At 69.2% G+C, this 21,423-nt stretch carries 23 protein-coding genes; 12 read left to right on the forward strand and 11 right to left on the reverse strand.

The features are described from left to right. Window positions 1-112: 112 nt before the first annotated feature. The 3 genes from ligD to ACCD11_RS20755 all read right to left on the reverse strand — a co-directional run bounded on the left by ligD (window position 113) and on the right by ACCD11_RS20755 (window position 4,718). Window positions 113-2,659 carry a DNA ligase D gene (gene ligD / locus ACCD11_RS20745; RefSeq protein ID WP_413315287.1) on the reverse strand — a complete coding sequence of 849 codons (2,547 nt, stop codon included), beginning with the start codon at window positions 2,657-2,659 and terminating at the stop codon, window positions 113-115. A 15-nt stretch (window positions 2,660-2,674) separates the two neighbouring features. Beyond that, a complete protein-coding gene (locus tag ACCD11_RS20750) occupies window positions 2,675-3,643 on the reverse strand; it encodes a Ku protein (protein WP_007829928.1) in 969 nt (322 codons plus the stop codon). Window positions 3,644-3,716: 73 nt separating this feature from the next. After that, window positions 3,717-4,718 (reverse strand): succinylglutamate desuccinylase/aspartoacylase family protein, encoded by a 1,002-nt coding sequence (locus ACCD11_RS20755; protein WP_413315288.1) that lies wholly within the window; start codon window positions 4,716-4,718, stop codon window positions 3,717-3,719. 149 nt (window positions 4,719-4,867) lie between these two features. Between ACCD11_RS20755 and ACCD11_RS20760 the strand changes: the two genes are divergently transcribed. Further along, a complete protein-coding gene (locus tag ACCD11_RS20760; RefSeq protein WP_007829926.1) occupies window positions 4,868-5,140 on the forward strand; it encodes a hypothetical protein in 273 nt (90 codons plus the stop codon). On the opposite strand, the gene rpe is transcribed toward ACCD11_RS20760, so the two are convergent. After that, complete coding sequence (rpe, locus tag ACCD11_RS20765) at window positions 5,130-5,825, reverse strand: ribulose-phosphate 3-epimerase (RefSeq protein ID WP_413315289.1); 696 nt, start codon at window positions 5,823-5,825, stop codon at window positions 5,130-5,132. The genes ACCD11_RS20760 and rpe overlap by 11 nt on opposite strands. A gap of 59 nt (window positions 5,826-5,884) precedes the next feature. On the opposite strand from rpe, the gene apaG reads away from it, so the two are divergent. The 3 genes from apaG (at window position 5,885) to ACCD11_RS20780 (ending at window position 8,911) form a co-directional block, all read left to right on the forward strand. After that, window positions 5,885-6,280 (forward strand): Co2+/Mg2+ efflux protein ApaG, encoded by a 396-nt coding sequence (gene apaG, locus ACCD11_RS20770; protein WP_007829924.1) that lies wholly within the window; start codon window positions 5,885-5,887, stop codon window positions 6,278-6,280. Window positions 6,281-6,428: 148 nt separating this feature from the next. Further along, window positions 6,429-7,700: a cation:proton antiporter gene (locus tag ACCD11_RS20775; RefSeq protein ID WP_007829922.1), complete on the forward strand. Its 1,272-nt coding sequence runs from the start codon at window positions 6,429-6,431 to the stop codon at window positions 7,698-7,700. Beyond that, entirely contained in the window at window positions 7,697-8,911 is a 1,215-nt protein-coding gene (locus ACCD11_RS20780; RefSeq protein ID WP_007829920.1) for a YbdK family carboxylate-amine ligase, read from the forward strand. The genes ACCD11_RS20775 and ACCD11_RS20780 overlap by 4 nt, the downstream gene beginning before the upstream one ends. A 40-nt stretch (window positions 8,912-8,951) precedes the next feature. Here the strand turns inward: ACCD11_RS20780 and ACCD11_RS20785 are convergent, their stop codons facing one another. Together ACCD11_RS20785 and ACCD11_RS20790 are read right to left on the reverse strand one after the other, a co-directional pair. Further along, entirely contained in the window at window positions 8,952-9,176 is a 225-nt protein-coding gene (locus ACCD11_RS20785; protein WP_007829918.1) for a hypothetical protein, read from the reverse strand. Beyond that, on the reverse strand, window positions 9,173-10,144 hold the full coding sequence (locus tag ACCD11_RS20790; RefSeq protein ID WP_413315290.1) for a hypothetical protein: 972 nt from the start codon (window positions 10,142-10,144) through the stop codon (window positions 9,173-9,175). Before ACCD11_RS20790 ends, ACCD11_RS20785 begins: the two co-directional genes overlap by 4 nt. Window positions 10,145-10,266: 122 nt before the next feature. On the opposite strand from ACCD11_RS20790, the gene thiL reads away from it, so the two are divergent. After that, window positions 10,267-11,223 (forward strand): thiamine-phosphate kinase, encoded by a 957-nt coding sequence (gene thiL, locus ACCD11_RS20795; RefSeq protein WP_413315291.1) that lies wholly within the window; start codon window positions 10,267-10,269, stop codon window positions 11,221-11,223. A 20-nt stretch (window positions 11,224-11,243) separates the two neighbouring features. On the opposite strand, the gene ACCD11_RS20800 is transcribed toward thiL, so the two are convergent. Both ACCD11_RS20800 and ACCD11_RS20805 read right to left on the reverse strand, forming a co-directional pair. Continuing rightward, a complete protein-coding gene (locus ACCD11_RS20800; protein ID WP_413315292.1) occupies window positions 11,244-11,954 on the reverse strand; it encodes a DUF3053 domain-containing protein in 711 nt (236 codons plus the stop codon). A 36-nt stretch (window positions 11,955-11,990) separates the two neighbouring features. Further along, window positions 11,991-13,442: an MFS transporter gene (locus ACCD11_RS20805; protein ID WP_413315293.1), complete on the reverse strand. Its 1,452-nt coding sequence runs from the start codon at window positions 13,440-13,442 to the stop codon at window positions 11,991-11,993. Between the two features lie 173 nt (window positions 13,443-13,615). Here ACCD11_RS20805 and ACCD11_RS20810 point away from each other — a divergent pair, with 173 nt between their 5' ends. Genes ACCD11_RS20810 through ACCD11_RS20825 form a run of 4 tightly spaced genes read left to right on the forward strand, consistent with a single transcriptional unit; the run spans window position 13,616 to window position 15,514 of the window. Beyond that, the gene (locus tag ACCD11_RS20810; RefSeq protein ID WP_007829904.1) at window positions 13,616-14,143 is read left to right on the forward strand and encodes a phosphatidylglycerophosphatase A; all 528 of its coding nucleotides are present in this window, start codon (window positions 13,616-13,618) and stop codon (window positions 14,141-14,143) included. 5 nt (window positions 14,144-14,148) lie between these two features. Then, a complete protein-coding gene (locus ACCD11_RS20815; RefSeq protein ID WP_237726046.1) occupies window positions 14,149-14,676 on the forward strand; it encodes a CinA family protein in 528 nt (175 codons plus the stop codon). A gap of 29 nt (window positions 14,677-14,705) precedes the next feature. Then, window positions 14,706-15,200, forward strand: coding sequence for a nuclear transport factor 2 family protein (locus ACCD11_RS20820; protein ID WP_413315294.1), 495 nt, complete (start codon window positions 14,706-14,708; stop codon window positions 15,198-15,200). Beyond that, the gene (locus tag ACCD11_RS20825) at window positions 15,197-15,514 is read left to right on the forward strand and encodes a GNAT family N-acetyltransferase (RefSeq protein ID WP_413315295.1); all 318 of its coding nucleotides are present in this window, start codon (window positions 15,197-15,199) and stop codon (window positions 15,512-15,514) included. Before ACCD11_RS20820 ends, ACCD11_RS20825 begins: the two co-directional genes overlap by 4 nt. Before the next feature lie 124 nt (window positions 15,515-15,638). On the opposite strand, the gene ACCD11_RS20830 is transcribed toward ACCD11_RS20825, so the two are convergent. Next, a complete protein-coding gene (locus ACCD11_RS20830) occupies window positions 15,639-16,430 on the reverse strand; it encodes a UPF0149 family protein (RefSeq protein WP_413315296.1) in 792 nt (263 codons plus the stop codon). Between the two features lie 55 nt (window positions 16,431-16,485). Between ACCD11_RS20830 and ACCD11_RS20835 the strand changes: the two genes are divergently transcribed. Beyond that, window positions 16,486-18,183, forward strand: a complete 1,698-nt coding sequence (locus ACCD11_RS20835) for an FMN-binding glutamate synthase family protein (protein ID WP_413315297.1) — start codon at window positions 16,486-16,488, stop codon at window positions 18,181-18,183. After that, window positions 18,180-19,097 (forward strand): hypothetical protein, encoded by a 918-nt coding sequence (locus tag ACCD11_RS20840; RefSeq protein WP_056588688.1) that lies wholly within the window; start codon window positions 18,180-18,182, stop codon window positions 19,095-19,097. Before ACCD11_RS20835 ends, ACCD11_RS20840 begins: the two co-directional genes overlap by 4 nt. On the opposite strand, the gene ACCD11_RS20845 is transcribed toward ACCD11_RS20840, so the two are convergent. Next, window positions 19,094-19,522, reverse strand: coding sequence for a putative toxin-antitoxin system toxin component, PIN family (locus ACCD11_RS20845; RefSeq protein WP_413315298.1), 429 nt, complete (start codon window positions 19,520-19,522; stop codon window positions 19,094-19,096). The two genes, ACCD11_RS20840 and ACCD11_RS20845, sit on opposite strands and share 4 nt — an antisense overlap. Window positions 19,523-19,635: 113 nt before the next feature. Here ACCD11_RS20845 and ACCD11_RS20850 point away from each other — a divergent pair, with 113 nt between their 5' ends. Then, complete coding sequence (locus ACCD11_RS20850) at window positions 19,636-20,103, forward strand: surface-adhesin E family protein (protein ID WP_413315299.1); 468 nt, start codon at window positions 19,636-19,638, stop codon at window positions 20,101-20,103. Here the strand turns inward: ACCD11_RS20850 and ACCD11_RS20855 are convergent. After that, the gene (locus ACCD11_RS20855) at window positions 20,089-21,327 is read right to left on the reverse strand and encodes a THUMP domain-containing class I SAM-dependent RNA methyltransferase (RefSeq protein ID WP_413315300.1); all 1,239 of its coding nucleotides are present in this window, start codon (window positions 21,325-21,327) and stop codon (window positions 20,089-20,091) included. The genes ACCD11_RS20850 and ACCD11_RS20855 overlap by 15 nt on opposite strands. Window positions 21,328-21,423: the final 96 nt, after the last annotated feature.

Below are 21,423 nucleotides of genomic sequence, written 5' to 3' on the forward strand. Positions count from 1 at the left end.
TTTTGCTCCTTCCCCTCCCGGGGGAAGGCTGGGATGGGTGCAGGCCTTCGATGAGGCGCAGCGTTTTCTTCAAGACCCTCCCCCGGAAGGGGAGGGAGGAATGCAGGGATGCCTATTTGCTGCTGTAGCCCAGCAGCTTCATCGCCGCGGCAAGCCCCTTGCGGCTGCGCTCCATGGCGGCCCAGGGCTTGTTGCCGGTCTCGAAGCGTTCGGCCGCGTTGGCGACAGTCCACTGCGCGGCACTGGTCAAGGCCGGCAATTCGTCCCACGCAAGCGGCACCGACACGCCCAGCCCCGGGCGCGAACGCGCCGACCATGCGCTGACGGTGGTTGCGCCGAAGCCGTTGCGCAGGTAGTCCACGAACACCTTGCCCACGCGGTTGCGCGGGCCGCTCTTCGCCACGAAGCGCGACGGAATGGTCTCGGCCAGGTGCGCCACCACGGCCTGTGAAAAGCCCTTGACGGTGTCCCAGTCGTACTGCCGCCGCAGCGGCACCACCACGTGCAGCCCCTTGCCGCCGCTGGTCTTGAGGAAGCACGGCAGGCCCAGTTCGTCGAGCAGCGTGCGCACCAGCGTCGCGGCCTCCTGGATCTGCGGCCATGCGACGCCCTCGCCGGGGTCGAGGTCGAAGGTCATGCGATCGGGCTTGCCGATGGCACGCGAGGTGGCATTCCAGGTGTGCAGCTCGATGACGTTCATCTGCGCGGCGCCGAGCAGGCCCTGCTTCGAGTCGATCTGCAGCAGCGGCTCGTGGCCCGGATCGAGTGCGGGATCGAGCAGGCGCACGCCGGGGATCTCGCTGTTCTGCAGGTGCTTCTGGAAGAACAGCTCGCCGCCCACGCCCTCGGGCGCGCGCACCAGCGACACCGGCCGGCCGCGCAGGTGCGGCAGCATGAGTTTCGCTACGCTGTCGTAGTAGGCCGCGAGTGCGCCCTTGGTGATGCCGCTGTGCTTGTCGATCACGCGGTCGGCGTGGGTGATCTTCGGGATCATGGGTGTCTTTGCTTCCTGGTTCTTCGGCTTTGGTGCGGCCTCGATCTCCCTGATCCGCTGCGGCCGCTCGCGCCGGATGTCGCGCGCGGGCTTGTCGGCGCGCAGCCCCTGGAACACGGCCTGGCGCACGCGGTTTTCGCGCGTCCATTCGCCGAACGAGATTTCGGCCACGAGCGTGGGCTTGACCCATTGCGCCCTGACGCCGCGCGGCGCAGGCTCGAAGGGGCAGGCGTCGGTGGCCAGCCTGTCGAGGCGGGCCTTGACATCGGCGAGGCGGCCCGCATCGAAGCCCGTGCCCACGTTGCCGCAGTAGCGCAGCCGGCCGGTGGCCTCGTCGTGCACGCCCAGCAGCAAGGCGCCGAAGCCGGTGCGCGAGCCCTTCGGCGCGGTGAAGCCGCCGATCACGAACTCCTGCCGCTGCTGGTTCTTGAGCTTGATCCAGTCGGGTGAGCGGCGCGACACGTACGGCGATCCCTTGCGCTTGCCGACGATGCCCTCGAAACCGATGTGCGCCGACGACGCGAGCAGGTCGCGCGGCGAAGCGTCGAAGGCCTCGCTCAGGCGCAGCGGCGCGGGCGGCTTTCGGCCGAGCAACTGCGCGAGCCGGGCACGGCGCTCCTCGACCGGCATGTCGCGCAGGTCTTCGCCATCGAGGAAGGGCGCGTCGAACAGCCAGTAGACGATGGACGAGGTCTTGCCGCGATCGAAGGCGTTCTGCAGCGCCTGGAAGTCGGGCGCACCGTTCTCTCCTTCGACGGTGATCTCGCCGTCGAGCCATGCGCCGGCCGTGGGCAGTTTCGCCAGCGCCTTCTCGAGCGCGGGCAGCTTCGCGGTCCAGTCGTGGCCATTGCGGGTGAAACAGCGGACCTTGCCGCGGTCGATGCGCGCCAGCAGGCGGTAGCCGTCGAACTTGAGCTCGTAGAGCCAGTCGCCGGGAGATGAAGGCGGCGAAGCCGCGAGCGTGGCGAGCTGGGGCTGGAAAGTGGCCGGCAGCGGGGATTTCTTCGCGGTCCTTTTCTCGGTTCTTCCTGCAAGCTTTTTTGCGGGCGCCTTGCCGGCGACTTTCTTCGGCGGCTGGTCCACCTCGTCCACGCCACGCCCGGTGATCACGCTCGCCGGCTGTTCTTCGACCACGTCGTACTCACCGATCGCCCGCGCCTCGCCGTCGCGTTCCTTGATGAGCAGCCAGGGCTCATGCTTGTCGTCGCCCTTGCCGTGCATGCGCACCAGCGTCCAGTGGCCGTGCAGCTTCTCGCCGCGCAGTTCGAACTTGAGCTTGCCGGCGGCGAGCGACTTGCGCGCGTCGCCCTCGGGCAGCCAGTCGCCGCGGTCCCAGACGATCACGGTGCCCGCGCCGTACTGCTTCGGCGGGATCGTGCCCTCGAAATCCGCGTACGAGATCGGGTGGTCCTCGACGTGCACGGCCATGCGCTTCACGGACGGATCGAGGCACGGGCCCTTCGGCACGGCCCAGCTCTTGAGCGTGCCGTCGAGTTCGAGCCGGAAGTCGTAGTGCAGATGGCTCGCGTGGTGCTTCTGGATCACGAAGGACAACACGCCCTTGCCCGGCCGGCCGCCGGCCTCGGGCTCCGGCGTGCGCGAGAAATCGCGCTTGCCGTGGTAACGCGCCAGGGCCTTGCGCGCGGTCGATGCAGTGGAGCCCATCGCGGCCGGCCTCCCTCAGGCGGCGCGGCGGTGGCGGGCGGGGGTCTTGCGCGCGGCTTTCGCGGCCGGCTTGCGCTTCTTCGCGGCGGCCTTGGGCGGCGGTTCCGGTTCTGCGTCCTCTTCCTCCTCTTCTTCCTTGGTGGGCTTGCCGCCACCCTTGCGCAGGCTGCGCTGCAGCAGCTCGGTCAGGTCGAGGATCTTGGCGCCGCGGCCTTCGCCGGTGCGCTGCTCTTCCTCGGGCTCGGGCTGCGTGACAGTCTCGGTCTGGCCGGCCTTCACCTTCTTGTCCACCAGCCGCATGATCTCGTCCTTGAACTCGTCCTTGAATTCGTCGGGGTCCCAGTCGGCGCTCATGTCGTCGACCAGCTGCGTGGCCATCTTGAGCTCACGCTCGCTCAGGCCGGCCTTCTTCGCGTCTTCCGAAGGCAGCGGCAGGTCGGTCCACGGCCGGATGTCCGCGCCCCAGCGCAGCAGGTTCAGCACGAGGCCGGGGCCCACGGGCACCAGCACCGCCAGGTGCTGCTTGGTCTGGATCACGACACGGGCCACGCCCACACGTCCGCTGCGCTGAAGGGTTTCGCGCAGCAACGCGTACACCTTCGCGCCGCGGTTGATCGGCGCCACGTAGTAGGGCCGCTCCAGGTACACGAAGGGAATGCCGTTGGCCGGCACGAAGGTCTCGATCTCGATGGTCTGCGTGGTCTTGGGATAGGCGGCCGCGATCTCCTTGTCGCTGAGCACCACGTACTCGCCGTCCTCGTACTCGATGCCCTTGACGATCTGCTCGCGCGCGATCTCCTTGCCGGTCTTCTTGTTGATGCGCTTGTAGCCGACCGGGTCCATGGTGCGCTTGTCGAGCCAGTCGAAGTCGATGCCGTGGTCGGTGGTGGCCGAGTACAGCGCAACCGGGATGTGGACGAGGCCGAAGCTGATGGCGCCCTTCCACAGGACGCGCGGCGCGGGGGCTTTTTTCGAGATGGACATGGACGCACTCCTTCAGGCTGGGAATGTGCGCCGCCCCTTCCTAGGCGGTGTAGGAGCGCGGCCCCAGGCGTCGTCAGGCCGCGCCGGCCACGGGTCCGAGCTGGCGCTCGCTCGGGCGCGCGAAGTAGAACCACTCGGCGCCCGGCAGCGCCACCGCGTTGGGAAACACGATGAAGCCGTCGTCGGGCGCGCTCACCAGCGTGCCGTCGTGGCGCATGCCGATGGGCTCGCCGCGCAGCACTTCGTCGAAGGTGGCCCAGTCGCGCACGAAGCTGTCTTCCTCGTGCAGGCGGTCGGTCACGCCGGCCAGGCGCAGCAGTTTCGGCGGCTGCGCGGGCCCGCCCGACAGCCCTTCGGGCAGCGCCGCCATGCCCAGCAGCGCGAGCGTGCGGCGGATGGCGCGCCATGCCACTTCGGGCGCCTGCGGGTCCAGGTGCTGGCCGCACTCGAGCGTGACGCCGTAGCCGCCGCGGCTGCGGATGTATTCGTTGGTGCCGCGGCCGAAGTCGAGCGCGGCCTCGTCGGCCGGCACGCCGCCCGCGCGCTGCGCGAGGCCGGCGGCGTAGATGTCGAGCCAGCCTTCCACCACGATGGGCGTGCCGATGTGCAGCGCGAGCTGGCCTTCCTCGTATGCGCGTGCAAAGGGCTCCAGCGCGCCGTTGTTGTCGCGCGGGCCGATCATCGCGAAGGCCTCGCCCTCGCTCTGGAAGGAATGCAGGTCGAGCAGCACCTCGTGGCGCGCGATCAGCGGGGCCAGCACATTGGTGACGCGGGCTTCGTAGTCGGCTGGTGCCTGGGTGGGGCGGAACAGCCTGTTGAGGTTGCGCTCGCCCTCGCGCTGCAAGCGGCGCCGGGCCAATGGATTGGCGACGGGCACCATCGTCAGTTCGCCGCGCCGCAGCTGCAGCGTGCCGGCATCGAACTCGGCCAGGATGCGCTCGATGCCAAGGGTGCCGGAGATTTCGTCGCCGTGCACGCCACCCATCACGAGCAGCCGGGGACCGGGGTTCAACGAGGCGAAGGCGTGGATGCGCAAGCTGTCGGTGGCCACGCCGGCAAAAGGATCGGAGGACATCGGGGGATTATTGCGGAGGCCCTTCCATGCGTGCAAAGGCGCTACCCATTTCATAGCGCCGAGCGGACACCTACAGGGGCAGCCTCGTATTTCCTACCGCCCCGGCGGCGGCGGCGGCGCAGGCTCGTTCCTCATCGAAGGAGCCACGCATGACCCCCAGCAAGAGCAGCAAGAGCAAGACGACGCCGGCCGATCCCCTGAAGGACGCCGGCGGCGGCAAGACCAAGGTGGAGCAAGGCGGCGAATCGGCGCCGCGCCTGCCGCACGAGCGCGACCAGTCGTCCGACAGCCAGCAGACACAGGACGGCCAGCCACCCAGGGTGGGCCGCCAGGCCCAAGAAGACGTCGAGCGCGGACTGGTCGACACCGACCGCGCGCTGGAGGCGGACAGCGTCGAAGGCGGCGGAAAGGTCAGGCGCTGACGACGCCGGCCAGCTGCCTGCGCATGTCGGCGATGACCGCGCCGTAGTCCTTGGCGTTGAAGATCGCGCTGCCGGCCACGAAGGTGTCGGCGCCGGCCGAGGCCACGCGCGCGATGTTGTCGGCCTTGATGCCGCCGTCCACCTCGAGGCGGATGTCGCGTCCGCTCTGCTCGATGCGCTTGCGCGCGAGTTCGATCTTGCGCAGCGCCGAGTCGATGAAGCTCTGGCCGCCGAAGCCGGGGTTCACGCTCATGATCAGGATCAGGTCGATGTCGTCGATGGCCCAGTCCAGCGCTTCGAGCCCCAGGCCGGGGTTGAACACCAGCCCCGCCTTGCAGCCGGCCGCCTTGATGGCCTGGATGCTGCGGTGCGTGTGCGGCGATGCGTCGGGGTGGAAGCTGATGTAGTCGGCGCCCGCTTGCGCGAAAGAGGCCGCCAGTGCGTCAACCGGCTGGATCATCAGGTGCACGTCGATGGGCACCGGTGCGCCGGCAGCGGTCTTGGCGTAGGGCTTGAGCGCCTGGCAGATCATCGGGCCGAAGGTCAGGTTCGGCACGTAGTGGTTGTCCATCACGTCGAAGTGGATCCAGTCGGCGCCGGCCGCGATCACGTCGGTGAGTTCTTTGCCGAGGTGCGCGAAATCGGCGGACAGGATGGAGGGCGCGATGCGGAACGGGGTGCTCATAACCCTTGATTCTCGCAGCCGCCGCAAGTCCGACCAACGGCCTCCGTTACCATGCGCCCATGCCGCACAGCCCCTTCAGCGTACAGGTCGAACCGCGCTTCCTGGCCGACCAGTCGTCCGCCAAGGACAACATCTACACCTTTTCCTATACGGTCACCGTCACCAACACGGGCTCGGTGGCCGCCCAGCTGATCGCCCGCCACTGGCTGATCAACGATGCCTCTGGCCATGCGCAGGAGGTCAAGGGCCTGGGCGTGATCGGGCAGCAGCCGCTGCTTGCGCCCGGCGAATCCTTCCGCTACACGAGCGGCTGCCGCCTGCAGGCGCCGAGCGGCACGATGCACGGCAGCTACTTCGTGGTGACCGAGGAAGGCGAGCGTTTCGACGTGCCCATTCCGATGTTCGTGCTCGAAGCCGACATCGGCGGCGCCCCCGTATCGCGCGTGCTGCATTAGGTAACCTCTTGCGCCGCGGCGTTCTCCGGCGATCAAATCGCCGGATGGACAGAAAACGCCTTTGTCCTGCACCCCATGGACTCGACCATGCGTTACAACCCCGCATCGGCGCCTTCCTCGGCGCCGCAGGGCTTTTTCCTTCTTCTGGATGAATTTGACTAGCTTCCTCAACGATCTGCTGGGCTTCTGGTCCGAATGGGTGCGCCCCTCGGCGGGCCTGCCCACCGTTCTATGGTCGCTGCTGCTGGCGGTGGCGGCGGCTTCCGGCCACCTCGTGCAACGCTACCTGGGGCTGCCCAAGGTGATCGGCTACTCGCTGGTCGGCGCGGTGGTGGGCTTCGCCGGCTTCGAAGGCGCGATCTGGCCGCTGCGCGGCATCAGCCTCTTCCTGCTCGAACTCGGCGTGGCCGTGGTGCTGTTCGAGGCCGGCGGGCGGCTGCCGCTGCGCTGGTTCCGCCACAACCCGATGGTGCTGGTGCAGAGCCTGCTCGAAGCCACGCTGACCTACTTCGGCGTGTACTGGGTGCTGACGCTGCTGGGCCTGCCAGAGCCGGTGGCCAACCCGATCGCGCTGATGGCCATCGTCGCCTCGCCCGCGGTGCTCAGCCGCGTGATCATCGACACCCGCGCCGCCGGCCCCGTGACCGAGCGCGCGATGACGCTGGCCACGCTCAACACCTTCTATGCGCTGGCGCTGGGCTACGCGCAGGCCGGGCTGATCGAGCGCGCGCCGCAGACGATGCTGCAGAAGCTCTATCCGGTGGCGGTGGTGCTGGGCCTCTCGTTCGTGGTCGGCGGGGTCATGGCGCTGGCGCTGCGCTCGGCGCTGCGGGTGATGAGCCCATCGAGCGAGAACACGTCGATCCTGCTGCTGGCGATCATCGCGGCGGGCGCCGCGCTCACCGCGCACATCGGCGGCTCGGCGCCGCTGGCGGCCCTGATCGGCGGCGTGCTGCTGAAGACGCTCAACCCCAAGCCGTGGGCCTGGCAGCGGCAGCTGGGCACGGCCGCCTCGCTGCTCACCATGCTGATGTTCGTGCTGGTGTCGATCGTGGCGGCCCAGGCCGACTGGACGTTGCCGGTGGCCAGCGTGGTGGTGGCCGTGATCGGCGTGCGCCTGCTGGCCAAGATCTCGGGCGTGGCCATTGCCAACCCGGGCAGCGGCGCGAGCTGGAAGCAGGCCTTCTGGGTCGGCTGCGCGATGTCGCCGCTGTCGTCGATCGCGCTGCTCATCGCCTCCAACTTCGCCACCGCCTCGCCCCTGCTGGGCACGATGATCACGCAGGTGGCCCTGCCCTCGATCCTGTTGATGGAGGTGGTGGGCGCGGTGCTCGCCACGGTGGCCATCCACGCGGTGGGCGAGAGTTCGGTGCCCTGGGCGCCCCAGGCCTTCAGCATCACGGAGGACACCCAGCGATGAGCGCCGCAGCCAGCAACACCCCTGTCGATCCGGACAGCGACGACGTCCGCTCGGCGCCGCTGCCATCGGACCCCGAAAGCCGCGCGGTCAAGCTCGAACCCTTCAACAAGTCGGAGGCGCTGTCGCTCGGCGTGGAGCTGGAGCTGCAGCTCGTGAACACGCACGACTACGACCTTGCCCCGTACGCCGAAGACATGCTGCGGCTGATGGCGCAGACCCCGCTGCCCGGCAGCGTGGTGCCCGAGATGACCTCGAGCATGATCGAGATCTCGACCGACATCTGCCACTCGGCGCAGGACGTGATCACGCAGCTCTCGCCGATCCGCGAGGCGCTCATCAAGAACGCCGACAAGCTCAACATCGCGGTGGTCGGCGGCGGCACGCATGCCTTCCAGCAGTGGCACGAGCGGCGCATCTACGACAAGCCGCGCTTTCGCGAACTGTCGGAGCTGTACGGCTACCTGAGCAAGCAGTTCACCATCTTCGGCCAGCACGTGCACATCGGCTGCCCCGACGCCGATGCGGCGTTGTTGATGCTGCACCGCATGTCGCGCTACATCCCGCACTTCATCGCGCTGTCGGCGTCTTCGCCGTTCGTGCAGGGGCAGGACACGCAGTTCGACTCGGCGCGGCTGAACTCGGTGTTCGCGTTCCCGCTGTCGGGCCGCGCGCCTTTCACCACGAGCTGGAAGGAGTTCGAGGCCTACTTCGAGCGCATGACCCGCACCGGCGTCGTGCGCAGCATGAAGGACTTCTACTGGGACATCCGCCCCAAGCCCGAGTTCGGCACCATCGAGATCCGCGTGTTCGACACGCCGCTCACCATCGAGCGCGCCGCCGCGCTCGCGGGCTACGTGCAGTCGCTGGCCGCATGGTTCCTGCAGGAGCAGCCCTTCGCGCCGACCGAGGACGACTACCTCGTCTACACCTACAACCGCTTCCAGGCCTGCCGCTTCGGCCTCGACGCGGTGTACGTCGACCCGGCCACCGGCCAGCACATGCCGCTGCGCGACCACATCCTGATGACGATGACGCAGCTCGAATGGCACAGCGAGGCGCTCAACGCCACACAGGCGCTGGGCGAGCTGCGCACCAGCGTGGAGGCCAACCGCAACGATGCGCGGTGGCTGCGCGAGAAGCAGGGCAAGGAGCGGCTGCTGGCGGAGGTGGTGCGGCAGGCGGCGCTGCGGTTCAGGGGCGCGGCGGCCTGAGCGCGGGCCCGCTGCACCTGGAGCGGCGGCCGCGCGGCCTTCAGCGCGGGATGTAGCCCTTGTCGAGGATGCGGCCGTCGACCGCGTCGATCACGAAGCGCGCGCGCGCACCGAACGCCATCGCGTTGCTGTTGATCTCCCAACGCCCCGCGCCCTTGCCGAACCAGGGCTTGCGCAGCCGCGCCTGCACCGGCTCGACGAAGGCCCAGCCAGCCGCAGTGGCGGCGGCGCGCGCCAGAGCGACGGCCTCTTTCTCGTCGATCATCGCGACCCCGGCGGCAGCGGTGGCAGCGGTGGCAGCGGTGGCAGCGGTGGCAGCGCAGCGTTCGGCGGGATCGGCCCGTCGCTCACGCTGACCCAGAAGCTGGTGCCGCCCAGGATGATGGTGCCGATCGCCATGCCTTCGACCTGCATCTGCGAGACGGTCACATAGCCGAACTGGACCGGAAAGCGATAGGCCCCGAGCGCCTGCGCCAGCCCGTGCACGCGCAGCTGGCCGTAGCCCTCGGCCATCGCCTCTTCGAGGTAGCGCAGCAGCGCCGACTTGGAATAGGCATTCCATCGCAGCTGCGCGCGCAATTGCCGCAGCGGACCGGTGCGCGGCGCGAAGTAGCGATGCACGAGTTCATGGAACAGCGTGATGCGCTGCTCTGTCAGGCTCTGGTTGCGCGCGACGGTGACGGCGCCGTACATGTCGGTGCCGCCGAGCGCGCCGCCCGCCATCGAGCGCGGGCGACTCAGCTGCAAGCGAGGGCCTCCGGGCGGCGGCGGCAGGCCGACATCGGGCAGCGGCTCGATCCTGGGCATGCCGCGGGCCACCACCGGCTTGACCGCGCCGCGCAGCAGCAGGGCCTGGATCGTGGAGATGCCGAGCAGCATCACCGCCTTGGCGAAGTGCTTCGCGGCCTCGTCGAGATCGGCGTCGGAGCCGGCGTTGACCGACTTCTGCGCGAAGTCGTAAAGCTCGCTGGCGCCCGAAAACACCGCCGTACCGAGCGCGGCGAACCCCACCACGAGCAGGATCACGTCGACCACTTCGCCGACACCGAAGAAGTGCGAGCCGGCCCACACAACCAGCGTGGCGGCCACGATGGCCAGCGCGGCCGGCTCCAGCATGGCCTCGACGGTCTGGCGCGCCTCGCCGGGCAGCAGGGGCAGGGCCCTGCGCATCGCCTCGCCGACGCGCTCGGTCGTGGACATGGTGGCGGGTGACACGGAAACGGTTTCAGCCATGGTCGAGAACTTTCTATTTCAAGAAGACTTCGGCAGTGAAAGGCGGGCGCCACGGCGAATCTACCCGAACGCCGCCGCCGTGCCTGCAGGCCGGCGCCACGGCCACCGCTTATGCTCGCTGCATGGGTGAATTCGACCTGATCACACGCTACTTCAAGCGCCCCGCCACGCGCTCCCCGCTCGGCGTGGGCGACGACTGCGCATTGCTCGCGCCGGCACCGGGCATGCAGCTCGCGGTGTCCTGCGACATGCTGGTCGAGGGCCGGCACTTTCTCTCGACCGTCGATCCGGCGCGACTGGGCCACAAGGCGCTGGCGGTGAACCTCAGCGACCTTGCGGCCTGCGGCGCGAAGCCGCTGGCCTTCACGCTCGCGCTGGCACTGCCGGGTGTCGACGAGCCCTGGCTCGAAGGCTTCTCGCGCGGCCTGTTCGCGCTGGCCGACGCGCACGGCTGCGAGCTGGTGGGCGGCGACACCACGCGCGGGCCGCTCAACATCTGCATCACGGTGTTCGGCGAGGTGCCGGCCGGCGCGGCGCTGCTGCGTTCGGGCGCGCGTGCGAGCGACGACATCTGGGTGAGCGGCACGCTGGGCGACGCGCGGCTGGCGCTCGAAGCCTTTCGCGGCACGGTCGCGCTGCCGGCCGAAGCCTTCGAGTCGGCCCGCGCGCGCATGGAGCAGCCCACGCCGCGCGTGGCGCTCGGGCTGGCGCTGCGCGGCATCGCCTCGTCGGCGGTGGACGTGAGCGACGGGTTGATCGGCGACCTGGGCCACATCCTCGCTTCGAGCGGTGTGGGTGCCACGCTCGATGCCGATGCGGCGACGGCCTTGATCGCTGCCGAAGTCCCCAGCCTGAGCACCGAGATCCTGCGCACCTGCGCGCTCTCGGGCGGCGACGACTACGAACTGGTCTTCACCGCTGCGCCGTCGGCGCGCGCCGCAGTAGAGCAAGCCGGAGAAGACAGCGCCACCTGCGTCACGCGCATCGGCCGCATCGAGGCCGATGCCGGCCTGCGCATCGTCGATACAGCCGGCGCGCCGGTGTCACAGCGCTTCGGCTCCTTCGACCACTTCGTCTGAAGGCCTGAGCCGCGCGCGGCTCAGGAGCCTTGCACCATCGCCTGCATTTTTCGCTGTGCCGCATTGATCGCAGCCGATTGCCCGTTCAGCTGCTGAAGCATCTTGTTGAGCTCGGCCTGCACGGCCGGGTCGGCCACGGTGACCGTGGTGCCCGAAACCTGGATCTTCGACTTGTTCTTCTCGAGGAAGTCGCCAATGGCCAGCGCGCTGTCGAACACCGTGTCGAGCGCGGGGAACACTTCCTTGAAGGTGCCGGCCGGCGCGGTCACGGTCTTGTCGAAGGCCTTGTCGTAGACCGGCTTCAGATCGTCGGGCTGCTTGAGCTGCGCGTGCGCGGCATCGGCCTTGGCGGTCTGCTGGTCGAGCGCGGTGCGCAGGCCGTTCAGCCCGTCCTTCGCGGCCTTGAGGTCGTCGCGGCGCGAGGCCAGGTCGGCGATGGAACGCAGCGCGCCCTTGGCCATGATCTGCGTCATGGGCTGGCTCACCGACTTGTTCATGCCTTCATTGAAATCGGTGATCACCGCGTAGTGCTTCGCGTAGTCGCCGAAGGAGGCTTTCTCTTCTTCCGTGGGCATCGGCACGCGCAGGCCGGGCTTGTCGAGCACGCGGGTCTGCAGGAAGGCCGTGAAGGCCTTGCGCTGCTCGGCTTCCTTGTTGCCGCAGGCGACCAGTGCAAGGCCGAAGGCCATGAGGAGCGACAGGGCCCCGAGACGTCGAATGAAAGTTCTCATGGGCAGAGGCCCTCCCGCGTGTTGTGGTGGCAAAAATTATAGGGAGCGCTTCGCGACGGCGCGGTATGCGAGCCACACCGCGGCGGCCGGCGCAAGCGCGAAACCCGCGAACAGCCAGAGGGCGGCCGATTGCGCGCCTTCGACACCGCCCGGCACGGCCAGCCCCGCCGCATTCGCCACCAGTCCGGCCACGGCCGCGCCCACGGCCATGCCGTAGAGCTGCACGGTGGTGATCGAAGCGGAGGCCAGGCCTTCGTCACCTTTGGGCGCCAGCGACATCACGCGCGTGATCAGGTGCGGCCAGCCGATGCCCACGCCGAGCCCCACGGCCGCCAGCGCGACGGCGATCAGCAGGGTCTCGAAACCGGCACCGAAGAATTCCTGCGACGGCAGCAGCCACGCGAGTGCCAACAGCCCCAGCGTGCAGATCACCGGGCCGGCGCGCAGCATGCGGTCGGCTCCCGTGCCACTGCGGCCCGAGGACAGCAGCGAACCCGCGCTCCAGCCGCCCGCCATCGCGGCCGCGAGGTAACCCGCCATGAGCGGCGAATGGCCGTGCAGCAGTTGCAGGAAGTACGGCACGAAGATCTCGGTTTCCGTGCCGATCAGCAGCAGCGCCACGCTCGCGTAGATGGCGCCCAGCGGCGCGCTCATCGCATACGCGCCGCGCGGCAGCACGCGCACGGCGGAGCGGCTGTCGATGCGGGTGGCCGCGAAGCCGATGGCCAGGCCCAGTGCCAGGCCGGCGGCCTGCCGGAGCAGGTCGGCCCACAAACCACTGGCTGCGATCACCAGCACCGAAGCCGCGAGCAGGCCGATCTGCAGCATCGGCACACGTGGCGGCGTGGCGGGCCGCGCGTACTTCACACCCATCTCGGGCCGCAATTGCACGAGCACCAGCAATGCCTGCGCCGCCGCCACCGGCAGCAGGAACCAGAAGGCCCAGCGCCAATGCCCCGCCTGCGCGAACAGCCCGCCCACGGCCGGCCCGCACAGCGTGGCGACGCCCCACATGCCCGACACCAGCGCCACCGCGCGCGGCCACAGCCGCTGCTCGAACACCAGCTGGATCAGCCCGTAGCTCAGCGCCGCGAGCAACCCGCCGCCCAACCCCTGCACCGCGCGCCCCGCGAGCATCCACGGCATGGCCGGCGCGAGCGCGCAGCCTGCCGAACCGGCGCCGAACACCGCCAGCGCCGCCAGGCACGCTCCGCGCGGGCCCAGCACCGCGAGCAGCCGCACCGACAGCGTGGCGCCGAGGATCGAGCCGACCACGAAGAGCGTCGTGCTCCAGGCATACCAGTCGAGCCCGCCGATCTCGCGCACCACCGACGGCAGCACCGTGGTCACGATGTGCACGTTGACGGCGTGCAGCGCGACGCCGCCGGTCAGCGCGAGCGCGCGCCAGCCGTTGCGGCCGCTGAACAGCTCGCTCCATGCGGCGATGGGAGGTGGGGAGCGCAGCGCGGAGGAGGAGGAGGAGGACATGGCAAGCAACGAAGTCGGAAAGAAGCCCGGATGCTAGGCGCGCACAGTCAATTAAACAAGCTATTGCTTTGATAAATAAAAACTGCGCCGAACCGGTGCCGGCCCGGATGCGCGACACTCCTGCCCCGATGCAAGCCGCTTCTTCTTCCTCCACGACCACCACCTCCGGCGCCATGCCCCAACCCTCGATGCGCCGCGCCACGCTGCGCTTTCTGCTCTCGCATCCCGCGCACTTCATCGCGCTGGGCTTCGGCTCCGGCCTGCCGCGCATCGCGCCGGGCACCGTGGGCACTCTGTGGGCCTGGGCAGCGTTCTCGGTGATGCAGCTGTGGTTCACGCCGGCCACCATCGGCTGGATCATCGCGGCCTCGCTGCCCATCGGCTGGTGGGCCTGCACCGTGACTGCGCGCGACATGAACGTGGCCGACCCCGGCGCCGTGGTGTGGGACGAGGTGATCGCCTTCTGGATCGTGCTCTGGCTGGTGACGCCGGCCGGCCTCCTCGCGCAGGCCGTCGCCTTCGCGCTGTTCCGTTATTTCGATGCCGCCAAGCCCGGCCCGGTGGCCTGGGCCGATGCGCTGTTCAAGCAGCGCGACGCGGCGCAGGTGCGCTGGTGGCACGCGGGCTTCGGCATCATCCTCGACGACCTGGTAGCGGCGTTCTGCACGCTGCTGGTCATCGCACTCTGGCGCGCATGGTGAACCCGATGGACTCTTCCTCTTCTTCTTCGACGTTGCCGACGCTCGCGGACCACGACACGCCCGCGCTGGTCGTGGCGCTGGCCGGCCTGCTGCAGAAAAAAGGCTGGATGCTGGCCACCGCCGAAAGCTGCACGGGCGGGCTGATCGGCGCGGCCTGCACCGAGCTGGCCGGTTCCAGCGCGTGGTTCGAGCGCGGCTTCATCACCTATTCGAACGAGGCCAAGACCGAGCTGCTGGGCGTGGACGCGGCGGTGATCGCGGCGCACGGCGCGGTCAGCGAGCCGGTGGCGCGCGCGATGGCCGCGGGCGCGATCGCGCATTCGCCGCCGTCGCGCGTGGCGCTGGCCGTGACCGGTGTGGCAGGGCCGACCGGCGGCACGCCCGACAAGCCGGTGGGCACGGTGTGGTTCGGCTGGTCGGTCGATGGCGACGTGCGCACCGAGCGCCGCCGCTTCGACGGCGACCGCGCCACGGTGCGCGCGGCCACGGTGCGGTACGCACTGCAGACGTTGGTCGAGTTGCTTGGCCGCTGACCCGATTTTTCACAAACCCGAGAGGACTCATGACAGCAGCCACCAACGCCCAGACCATCGAGCGCTTCTACAGCGCCTTCGCGAAGCTCGACGGCGCCGCCATGAAGGCCTGCTACGCAAGCGATGCGGTGTTCGACGACGAGGCCTTCTCGCTGCGCGGGCAGCGCGAGGTGGGCGGCATGTGGCGCATGCTGACCTCGGCCACGCAGGCCAAGGGCGCCGACGTGTGGCGCCTGAGCTGGCGCGACGTGAAGGCCGACGATACCAGCGGCAGTGCCCACTGGGATGCGCACTACCGCTTCGGCGCCACCGGCCGCCTCGTCGACAACAGCATCGACGCGCACTTCACCTTCACGCCCGAGGGGCTGATCGCGACGCACCGCGACAGCTTCCCGTTCTGGACCTGGTCGCGCCAGGCGCTCGGCACGCCGGGCCTGCTGCTGGGCTGGACGCCCATGCTGCGCAACAAGGTGCGCGCCACCGCCGCGGCCAATCTCGCTACTTTTCTTGCACGCCAGCCATGAGCCACAACACCGCCATCGCCTTTTCCAACAACGAAGCGCAGCACCGCTACGAAGCCGTGCTCGACGGCAAGCTCGCCGCCTACGCCGAATACAACCTGCTGACCGACGCGATCATGTTCACGCACACCGAGGTGCTGCCGGAGCACGAAGGCAAGGGCGTGGGCTCGGGCATCGCGAGGCACGTGCTCGACGAGGCGCGCGAGAAGGGGCTGCATGTGATCCCGGTGTGCCAGTTCATCGCGGGCTACATCCGCAAGCACCGCGAGTACGCCGACCTCGTACGGCCGGACATCCAGCGCGCCTTCAAGATCTGAACGGGGCCCGCTCCCGGGCTGCACTGTTTGTGTTCCGGGAGTTCTTGTTCAGCGCGCGTGCGCAGGGCACCGGGTGCTCCGAGCGATCGCGCCCCGAAGAACACGCCCCGTCAAAAGCCCCAGGTCATTCACCGTGGCATTTCTTGTACTTCTTGCCGCTGCCGCAAGGACACGGATCGTTGCGCCCGGGCGTGGCTTCCTTGCGGATGGTCTCGGCTTTCGGGCCCAGGCTCTTCCAGAGCTGGCGCAGGTCGTACACGGCCCAGATGGCGGCGCCGAAATCGTCGAGCCGCTGCTGGCTCACGCTGGGCGGGGCGTCGTCGCTGTACATCGACAACGTGGGCTTGGCGGTGTCGTCCTCGGTCAGGGCGACGATGTTGTCGAGCGCGTCGTCGAGCATGCGCGCGGCGTCCTTGTCGCGCGGCGTGGCCCAGTCTTCGGGCCAGTTCTCGACCGCGTACATGAAGCCCAGCGCCCAGACCTGCGCGAAGGACGGAATGGCTTCTCCGGCGACTTCGGCGCGTTCTTCCTCGGGCAGCGAGGCAATGGCGCCGCGGGTGTCGAGCACCTCGGGCTGCCAGCTGCGTTCGTCGTCGAGGGTTTCGACCGGGGCGTCGAGGCCCTCCTCGATCTCGATCCAGCGGCGCTTCCAGTTCCAGACGAACTCCATGTGCTGCGCCGAGGAGAAGCTGTCGCCCAGCAGCACGGGCCAGTATTCGGAGGGCATGATGGGCCGGCGGGTGCAGATCAGCGCGGCCATGAAGCCTTCGCAGAACTCCCACTGAGGGATTTCCTCGTCGTGCTCGCGCATGGCGTCGAGCGCCTGGTCGAGAGCGTCGAAATCGTCGGGGCCGAGGGGTGTACGGGCTGCGGAGGGGGCCTCGGAAGGCGAAATGGAGTCGGGAATGGTCGTCATGGCAAGTTCGGGGCAGCCCTCTATGATGCAGCAGGCTCCGGTCGAGACTACTTCTATGCCCACGATTATTCCGTTTCCGGCGCGCTACAGCGCCTTCGCCCTGTGCGTGGCCGGTCTGGCGGCCTGCCTAGCGTTCGTGCTGGTGTCGCCGCACCTGTGGCTGGCCTGGACCGGTGTGGCCGTGTTCGCGGCGCTCACGGGTACCGGCGTGCACGACCTGCGGCAGGCGCGCCACGCGATCCTGCGCAACTACCCGGTCATCGGCCACCTGCGCTTTCTGCTGGAATTCATCCGCCCCGAGATGCGGCAGTACTTCATCGAGAGCGACTCCGAAGCCGCGCCGTTCTCGCGCGCCCAGCGCTCGCTGGTGTACCAGCGCGCCAAGGGCGACCCGGACAACCGGCCCTTCGGCACCCAGCTGAACGTGACCATCGCGGGCTATGAGTGGATCAACCATTCGATGCAGCCCACGAAGCTCGCGAACCACGACTTCCGCATCGTGATCGGCGGCACGCCGCAGCCGGTCGGCGCCAATCCGGAGCAGCTCTGTACACAGCCCTATAGCGCCAGTGTGTTCAACATCTCCGCCATGAGCTTCGGCGCGCTGTCGGCCAATGCGATCCTCGCGCTCAACAAGGGCGCGCAGATGGGCGGCTTTGCGCACGACACCGGCGAGGGCTCGATCTCGCAGCACCACCGCGTGCATGGCGGCGACCTGATCTGGGAAATCGGCTCGGGCTACTTCGGCTGCCGCAACGACGACGGCAGCTTCAACGAGGAACGCTTCACCGCCAACGCGCGCGACCCGCAGGTGAAGATGATCGAGATCAAGCTGAGCCAAGGCGCCAAGCCCGGGCACGGCGGCGTGCTGCCCGCCCCCAAGGTCACGCCCGAGATTGCGGCGGCGCGGGGCGTGCCGGTGGGCGTGGATTGCATCTCGCCTTCTTCGCACAGCGCGTTCTCCACGCCGACCGAGATGATGCATTTCATCGCCCGGCTGCGCGAGCTGTCGGGCGGCAAGCCGACCGGCTTCAAGTTCTGCCTGGGCCACCCTTGGGAATGGTTCGGCATCGTCAAGGCGATGCAGGCCACCGGCATCACGCCCGACTTCATCGTGGTCGACGGCGCAGAGGGCGGCACCGGGGCGGCACCGGTCGAATTCAGCGACCACGTGGGCGCGCCGCTGCAGGAAGGCCTGCTGCTGGTGCACAACACGCTGATCGGCGTGAACCTGCGCCACCGCATCAAGATCGGCTGTGCCGCCAAGGTGATCACCGCCTTCGACGTGGCCCGCATGATGGCGCTGGGCGCCGACTGGTGCAACGCGGCGCGCGGCTTCATGATGGCGCTGGGCTGCATCCAGGCACAGAGCTGCCACACAGGCCATTGCCCCACGGGCGTGACCACGCAGGACCCGCTGCGCCAGCAGGCGCTGGTGGTGCCGACCAAGGCCGACCGGGTGCGCAACTTCCACCGCAGCACGCTGCATGCGCTGCAGGAGCTGGTGCAGGCTGCGGGCCTCGACCATCCACAGCAGATCACCGCGCACCACATCGTGCGCCGCATCTCCGACACCGAGGTGCGCCTGTTGAGCAACCTGGTGATGCAGGTGCAGCCGGGCGCCCTGCTCGGCCCGCTCGACGAGCAGCACAATGTTTTCCGAACCTACTGGCCGCTGGCCAGCGCAGAGAGCTTCCAACCCGTGACGCAGGCCCCGCACGGGCTGGTGGCGGGCTTCGCACTGGCCGCATGAATCCTTTGAGACGAGGCGCCAATGGGCGCCTGCAATCGCGCAAGGGCGCAGCTTCGGCGCCCGCGCCCCTCGACGCGCTCCTGCCGAACCCGCCGGCACCCGGCGACTACGCGGAGTTCCTGCGCACCACCCTGCCGCGGCAGGAGAAGAACGTGGCGAGCCACCGCTTCGGCAGCGAACGCGTGTGGCTCAAGAAGGCCGGGCCCCGGCACGGCAAATGGGGCTATCGCGTGATGGCGGCGGTCGCGCGCATGGCGGGGCTGGACATCATCAAGCCGGTGCCCAACCCGGGCGGCGAGGCGGCCATCGCGACCGAGGCTCGGCGGCTCAAGCAGCTCGCGGCCGCGGGCCTGCGCGTGCCGGTGGTGCTGGCGCAGCAGCCGGATGGCCTGCTGATCTCGGACCTGGGCGAAAGCGGCCGCGCGACGGTCGTGCTGCAGGAGCGGCTCGACCAGGCCGCCGCCGCCGGCCCAGCCGCGCTGCTGGCCGTGTGGCGCGAAGGCCTTGCCGCGATTGCCGCCGTGCACATGCGCGGCCAGCACCTGAGCCAGGCCTTCGACCGCAACCTCGTGCAGTGCCCCGACGGCGTGATCGGCTACATCGACTTCGAGGACGACCCGGCCGAGGTCATGACGCTGGCCGAATGCCAGGCGCGCGACTGGCTGAGCTACCTGCACTCCACGGCCATGATGCTGGAAGCCGCCGCGCCGCAGGCCGCGGGGCAGCACTGGCATGCGGCGCTGGCCGGCGTGAACGAAGAGGTGCGCGAGCGCATCGCGAATGCAGCCCGGCGCATGAAGTGGGCGCAGAAGCTGCCGGCGAGCCGGCGATGGGGACGGGATACGCAGCGGGTGCGGGCGGTGGCGCGGTTGCTGGGGCAGTGGCACCTGGCGCCGCCCGCGCTCCCGAACTAAGGTGCGAACGCCGCCTGCACCGCCACACCGCGCAGTGCCAGCCGCTTCTTCATCGACAGCACCGCCCGGTCCTTGCTCAGCAGCAGTGCGCCGTGCGCCACGGCCAGGTCGATGAACACCTGGTCGTCGGGGTCGCTGCACACGCAGGGCGCGCGCGGCGGAGTGCCTTCCACCATCCGCACCCGCGCGTCGAAATCGGCCAGCACCGCCGGCGCTTCCAGCCCGCGCTGCGCCATGCGCCGGGCGATCAGCGGGTAGCCCAGCACGCGTTCGAGCTCGGTGCGCATGGCGGCCGAGGCCAGCCAGTGCAGTTCGCCTGCGGCAAGCCGCACGGTCAGCAGTCCCCAGGCGGGATCTTCGAAGACCAGCAGGTCGAGCGCGATGTTGGTGTCGATGACGACGGGGCCGGATTCTGTCAGCGTCATGGAATGTGCGGGGGAATATCGCCGATGTTGCACCATGCAGGGCCGGAGTCAGGCCCTTGTCGGCCCGCCCGGCGAAAATGGGCCGTTGCCTGCCCACCCCCCGCCCTTCCTTCATGAAACGTCTCCCGCTGCTCTGTCTCGTCGTGCTCGCGTCCACGGGAGTGCGGGCCGAGTGGCTGACCCTGTCGGGCACGCCCGGCGATGCCGCCAGCAGCTACGTGCAGGTGGAGCCGACCAGCGTCGAGGTGGAAGGATCGAACCGGCTCGTGAGCCTGCGCATGAGCCTGCCGGAGGACCGCACGGAACGCGAGGGCATCCGGTTCCGCTCTTTCCAGGCCCGTGCCAAGGTCGATTGCGAGACCCGCAGCGCGCGCTACGTGAGCACCACCTACTTCGGCCATCCGGACTTCGTCGGCGAGCCCGTCGCGGTGAGGCATTTTGAAGAGGACGACATCCATCCCGTGACGCTGGCCGGCGCGCGCGATCTCGTCATGCGCACGGTCAACGCGGCCTGCGCCGTCCGGCCCAAGGAAGCCGCCAGGGAGCAGCCGCGGCCCGAAGGCGCGCTACTTCCGCGCTGAGCCCGCGACCATGTCGAAGCGGAACAGCCGGCACTCGATCGGCCCGTTCCACATCGGCACGCGGCGCGACTCCTTCAGCCGCATCTGCCTGGGCAGCTTCAGGTCGGGCGTCAGCACCCAGGCGGTCCAGCCGGCGTAGTTCTTCTTCCAGTGGGTGGCGAGTTGCGGGAAGAACTCGCCGCCGTCGCCCCCCTCGCCCTGCGCGGTCTGCGCCGATTCGCGCGCGCCGGAACGGCCCGTGCCGGCCACGCCGCCCACTTCGATGCGCTCGCCGTACGGCGGGTTGAGCACGATCACGCCGCCTTCGGCCGGGGGCATGCGCTGCAAGGCATCGCCGCCGCGGAACTCGACCGCTTGCGCCACACCGGCGCGCTCGGCATTGCGTTCGGCGAAGTCGACCATGCGGTGCGACACGTCGGAGCCGAAGATCGCCACGCTGCCTTCGCGCACGGCGGTCTCGGCTTCCTGCCGGATCGCGTTCCAGACATGCGCCTGGAACGGCAGCAGTTTCTCGAACCCGAAGCGCCGCAGCGACCCGGCCGCGATGCCGCGCGCGATCTGCGCCGCCTCGATGGCGATGGTGCCGCTGCCGCAGCAGGGGTCGTACAGCGGCTGCGTGGACACTTCGCCGGTCTCGGGGTTCCACCAGCCGCTGGCGGCCAGCATGGCGGCGGCCAGGGTTTCCTTCAGCGGGGCGTCGCCCTTGTCCTGGCGCCAGCCGCGCTTGAACAGCGGCTCGCCCGAGGTGTCGATGTACAGCGTACAGGTGTCGGTGGTCAGGTGCGCGAACACGCGGCAGTCGGGCCACTGGGTCTCGATGCTCGGGCGCACGCCGTTCGCCTTGGCGCGGAAGCGGTCGGCAATGGCGTCCTTGATGCGCAGGGTGGCGAAGTTCAGGCTCTGCAGCGGGCTGTGCTGGGCAGTGGTCTCGATCTTGAAGGTCTGCTTCGGCGTGAACCAGATCTCCCAGGCCACGCCGTTGGCGATGGCGTAGAGGTCGTTCTCGTTGCGGTAGGGCGCGTGGGCCAGCTCGACCAGCACGCGCTGCGCGAGCCGGCTGTGCAGGTTGAGCTTCAGGGCGTCGCGCCAGTCGGCGCGCACCCGCACGCCGCCGCGCAGCGTGAGCAGGTCTTGCCCGGCGCGGCCGGTCAGGGCGTGCACCTCCTGGGCGAGGAATTCCTCGACGCCGGCGGCGCAAGGCAGGAAAAGAGAGAGATCGTTCACAAAAAATTGGCCATCGGGAAGCCCGACTAGGGGACTCCATTGTCGCCGCGTCACGCACCTTCTCTATATAGTCGATTTGCCGATGACTCCCACCCC

Source organism: Variovorax sp. Varisp36, from assembly GCF_047304235.1.
Classification (GTDB): Bacteria; Pseudomonadota; Gammaproteobacteria; order Burkholderiales; family Burkholderiaceae_C; genus Variovorax.

Bases quoted from the DNA above. Each gene is read 5' to 3' on its own strand.
- ligD (WP_413315287.1), bottom strand. From the start codon at position 2,659: ATGGGCTCCACTGCATCGACCGCGCGCAAGGCCCTGGCGCGTTACCAC.
- ACCD11_RS20750 (WP_007829928.1), bottom strand. From the start codon at position 3,643: ATGTCCATCTCGAAAAAAGCCCCCGCGCCGCGCGTCCTGTGGAAGGGC.
- ACCD11_RS20755 (WP_413315288.1), bottom strand. From the start codon at position 4,718: ATGTCCTCCGATCCTTTTGCCGGCGTGGCCACCGACAGCTTGCGCATC.
- ACCD11_RS20760 (WP_007829926.1), top strand. From the start codon at position 4,868: ATGACCCCCAGCAAGAGCAGCAAGAGCAAGACGACGCCGGCCGATCCC.
- rpe (WP_413315289.1), bottom strand. From the start codon at position 5,825: ATGAGCACCCCGTTCCGCATCGCGCCCTCCATCCTGTCCGCCGATTTC.
- apaG (WP_007829924.1), top strand. From the start codon at position 5,885: ATGCCGCACAGCCCCTTCAGCGTACAGGTCGAACCGCGCTTCCTGGCC.
- ACCD11_RS20775 (WP_007829922.1), top strand. From the start codon at position 6,429: ATGAATTTGACTAGCTTCCTCAACGATCTGCTGGGCTTCTGGTCCGAA.
- ACCD11_RS20780 (WP_007829920.1), top strand. From the start codon at position 7,697: ATGAGCGCCGCAGCCAGCAACACCCCTGTCGATCCGGACAGCGACGAC.
- ACCD11_RS20785 (WP_007829918.1), bottom strand. From the start codon at position 9,176: ATGATCGACGAGAAAGAGGCCGTCGCTCTGGCGCGCGCCGCCGCCACT.
- ACCD11_RS20790 (WP_413315290.1), bottom strand. From the start codon at position 10,144: ATGGCTGAAACCGTTTCCGTGTCACCCGCCACCATGTCCACGACCGAG.
- thiL (WP_413315291.1), top strand. From the start codon at position 10,267: ATGGGTGAATTCGACCTGATCACACGCTACTTCAAGCGCCCCGCCACG.
- ACCD11_RS20800 (WP_413315292.1), bottom strand. From the start codon at position 11,954: ATGAGAACTTTCATTCGACGTCTCGGGGCCCTGTCGCTCCTCATGGCC.
- ACCD11_RS20805 (WP_413315293.1), bottom strand. From the start codon at position 13,442: ATGTCCTCCTCCTCCTCCTCCGCGCTGCGCTCCCCACCTCCCATCGCC.
- ACCD11_RS20810 (WP_007829904.1), top strand. From the start codon at position 13,616: ATGCCCCAACCCTCGATGCGCCGCGCCACGCTGCGCTTTCTGCTCTCG.
- ACCD11_RS20815 (WP_237726046.1), top strand. From the start codon at position 14,149: ATGGACTCTTCCTCTTCTTCTTCGACGTTGCCGACGCTCGCGGACCAC.
- ACCD11_RS20820 (WP_413315294.1), top strand. From the start codon at position 14,706: ATGACAGCAGCCACCAACGCCCAGACCATCGAGCGCTTCTACAGCGCC.
- ACCD11_RS20825 (WP_413315295.1), top strand. From the start codon at position 15,197: ATGAGCCACAACACCGCCATCGCCTTTTCCAACAACGAAGCGCAGCAC.
- ACCD11_RS20830 (WP_413315296.1), bottom strand. From the start codon at position 16,430: ATGACGACCATTCCCGACTCCATTTCGCCTTCCGAGGCCCCCTCCGCA.
- ACCD11_RS20835 (WP_413315297.1), top strand. From the start codon at position 16,486: ATGCCCACGATTATTCCGTTTCCGGCGCGCTACAGCGCCTTCGCCCTG.
- ACCD11_RS20840 (WP_056588688.1), top strand. From the start codon at position 18,180: ATGAATCCTTTGAGACGAGGCGCCAATGGGCGCCTGCAATCGCGCAAG.
- ACCD11_RS20845 (WP_413315298.1), bottom strand. From the start codon at position 19,522: ATGACGCTGACAGAATCCGGCCCCGTCGTCATCGACACCAACATCGCG.
- ACCD11_RS20850 (WP_413315299.1), top strand. From the start codon at position 19,636: ATGAAACGTCTCCCGCTGCTCTGTCTCGTCGTGCTCGCGTCCACGGGA.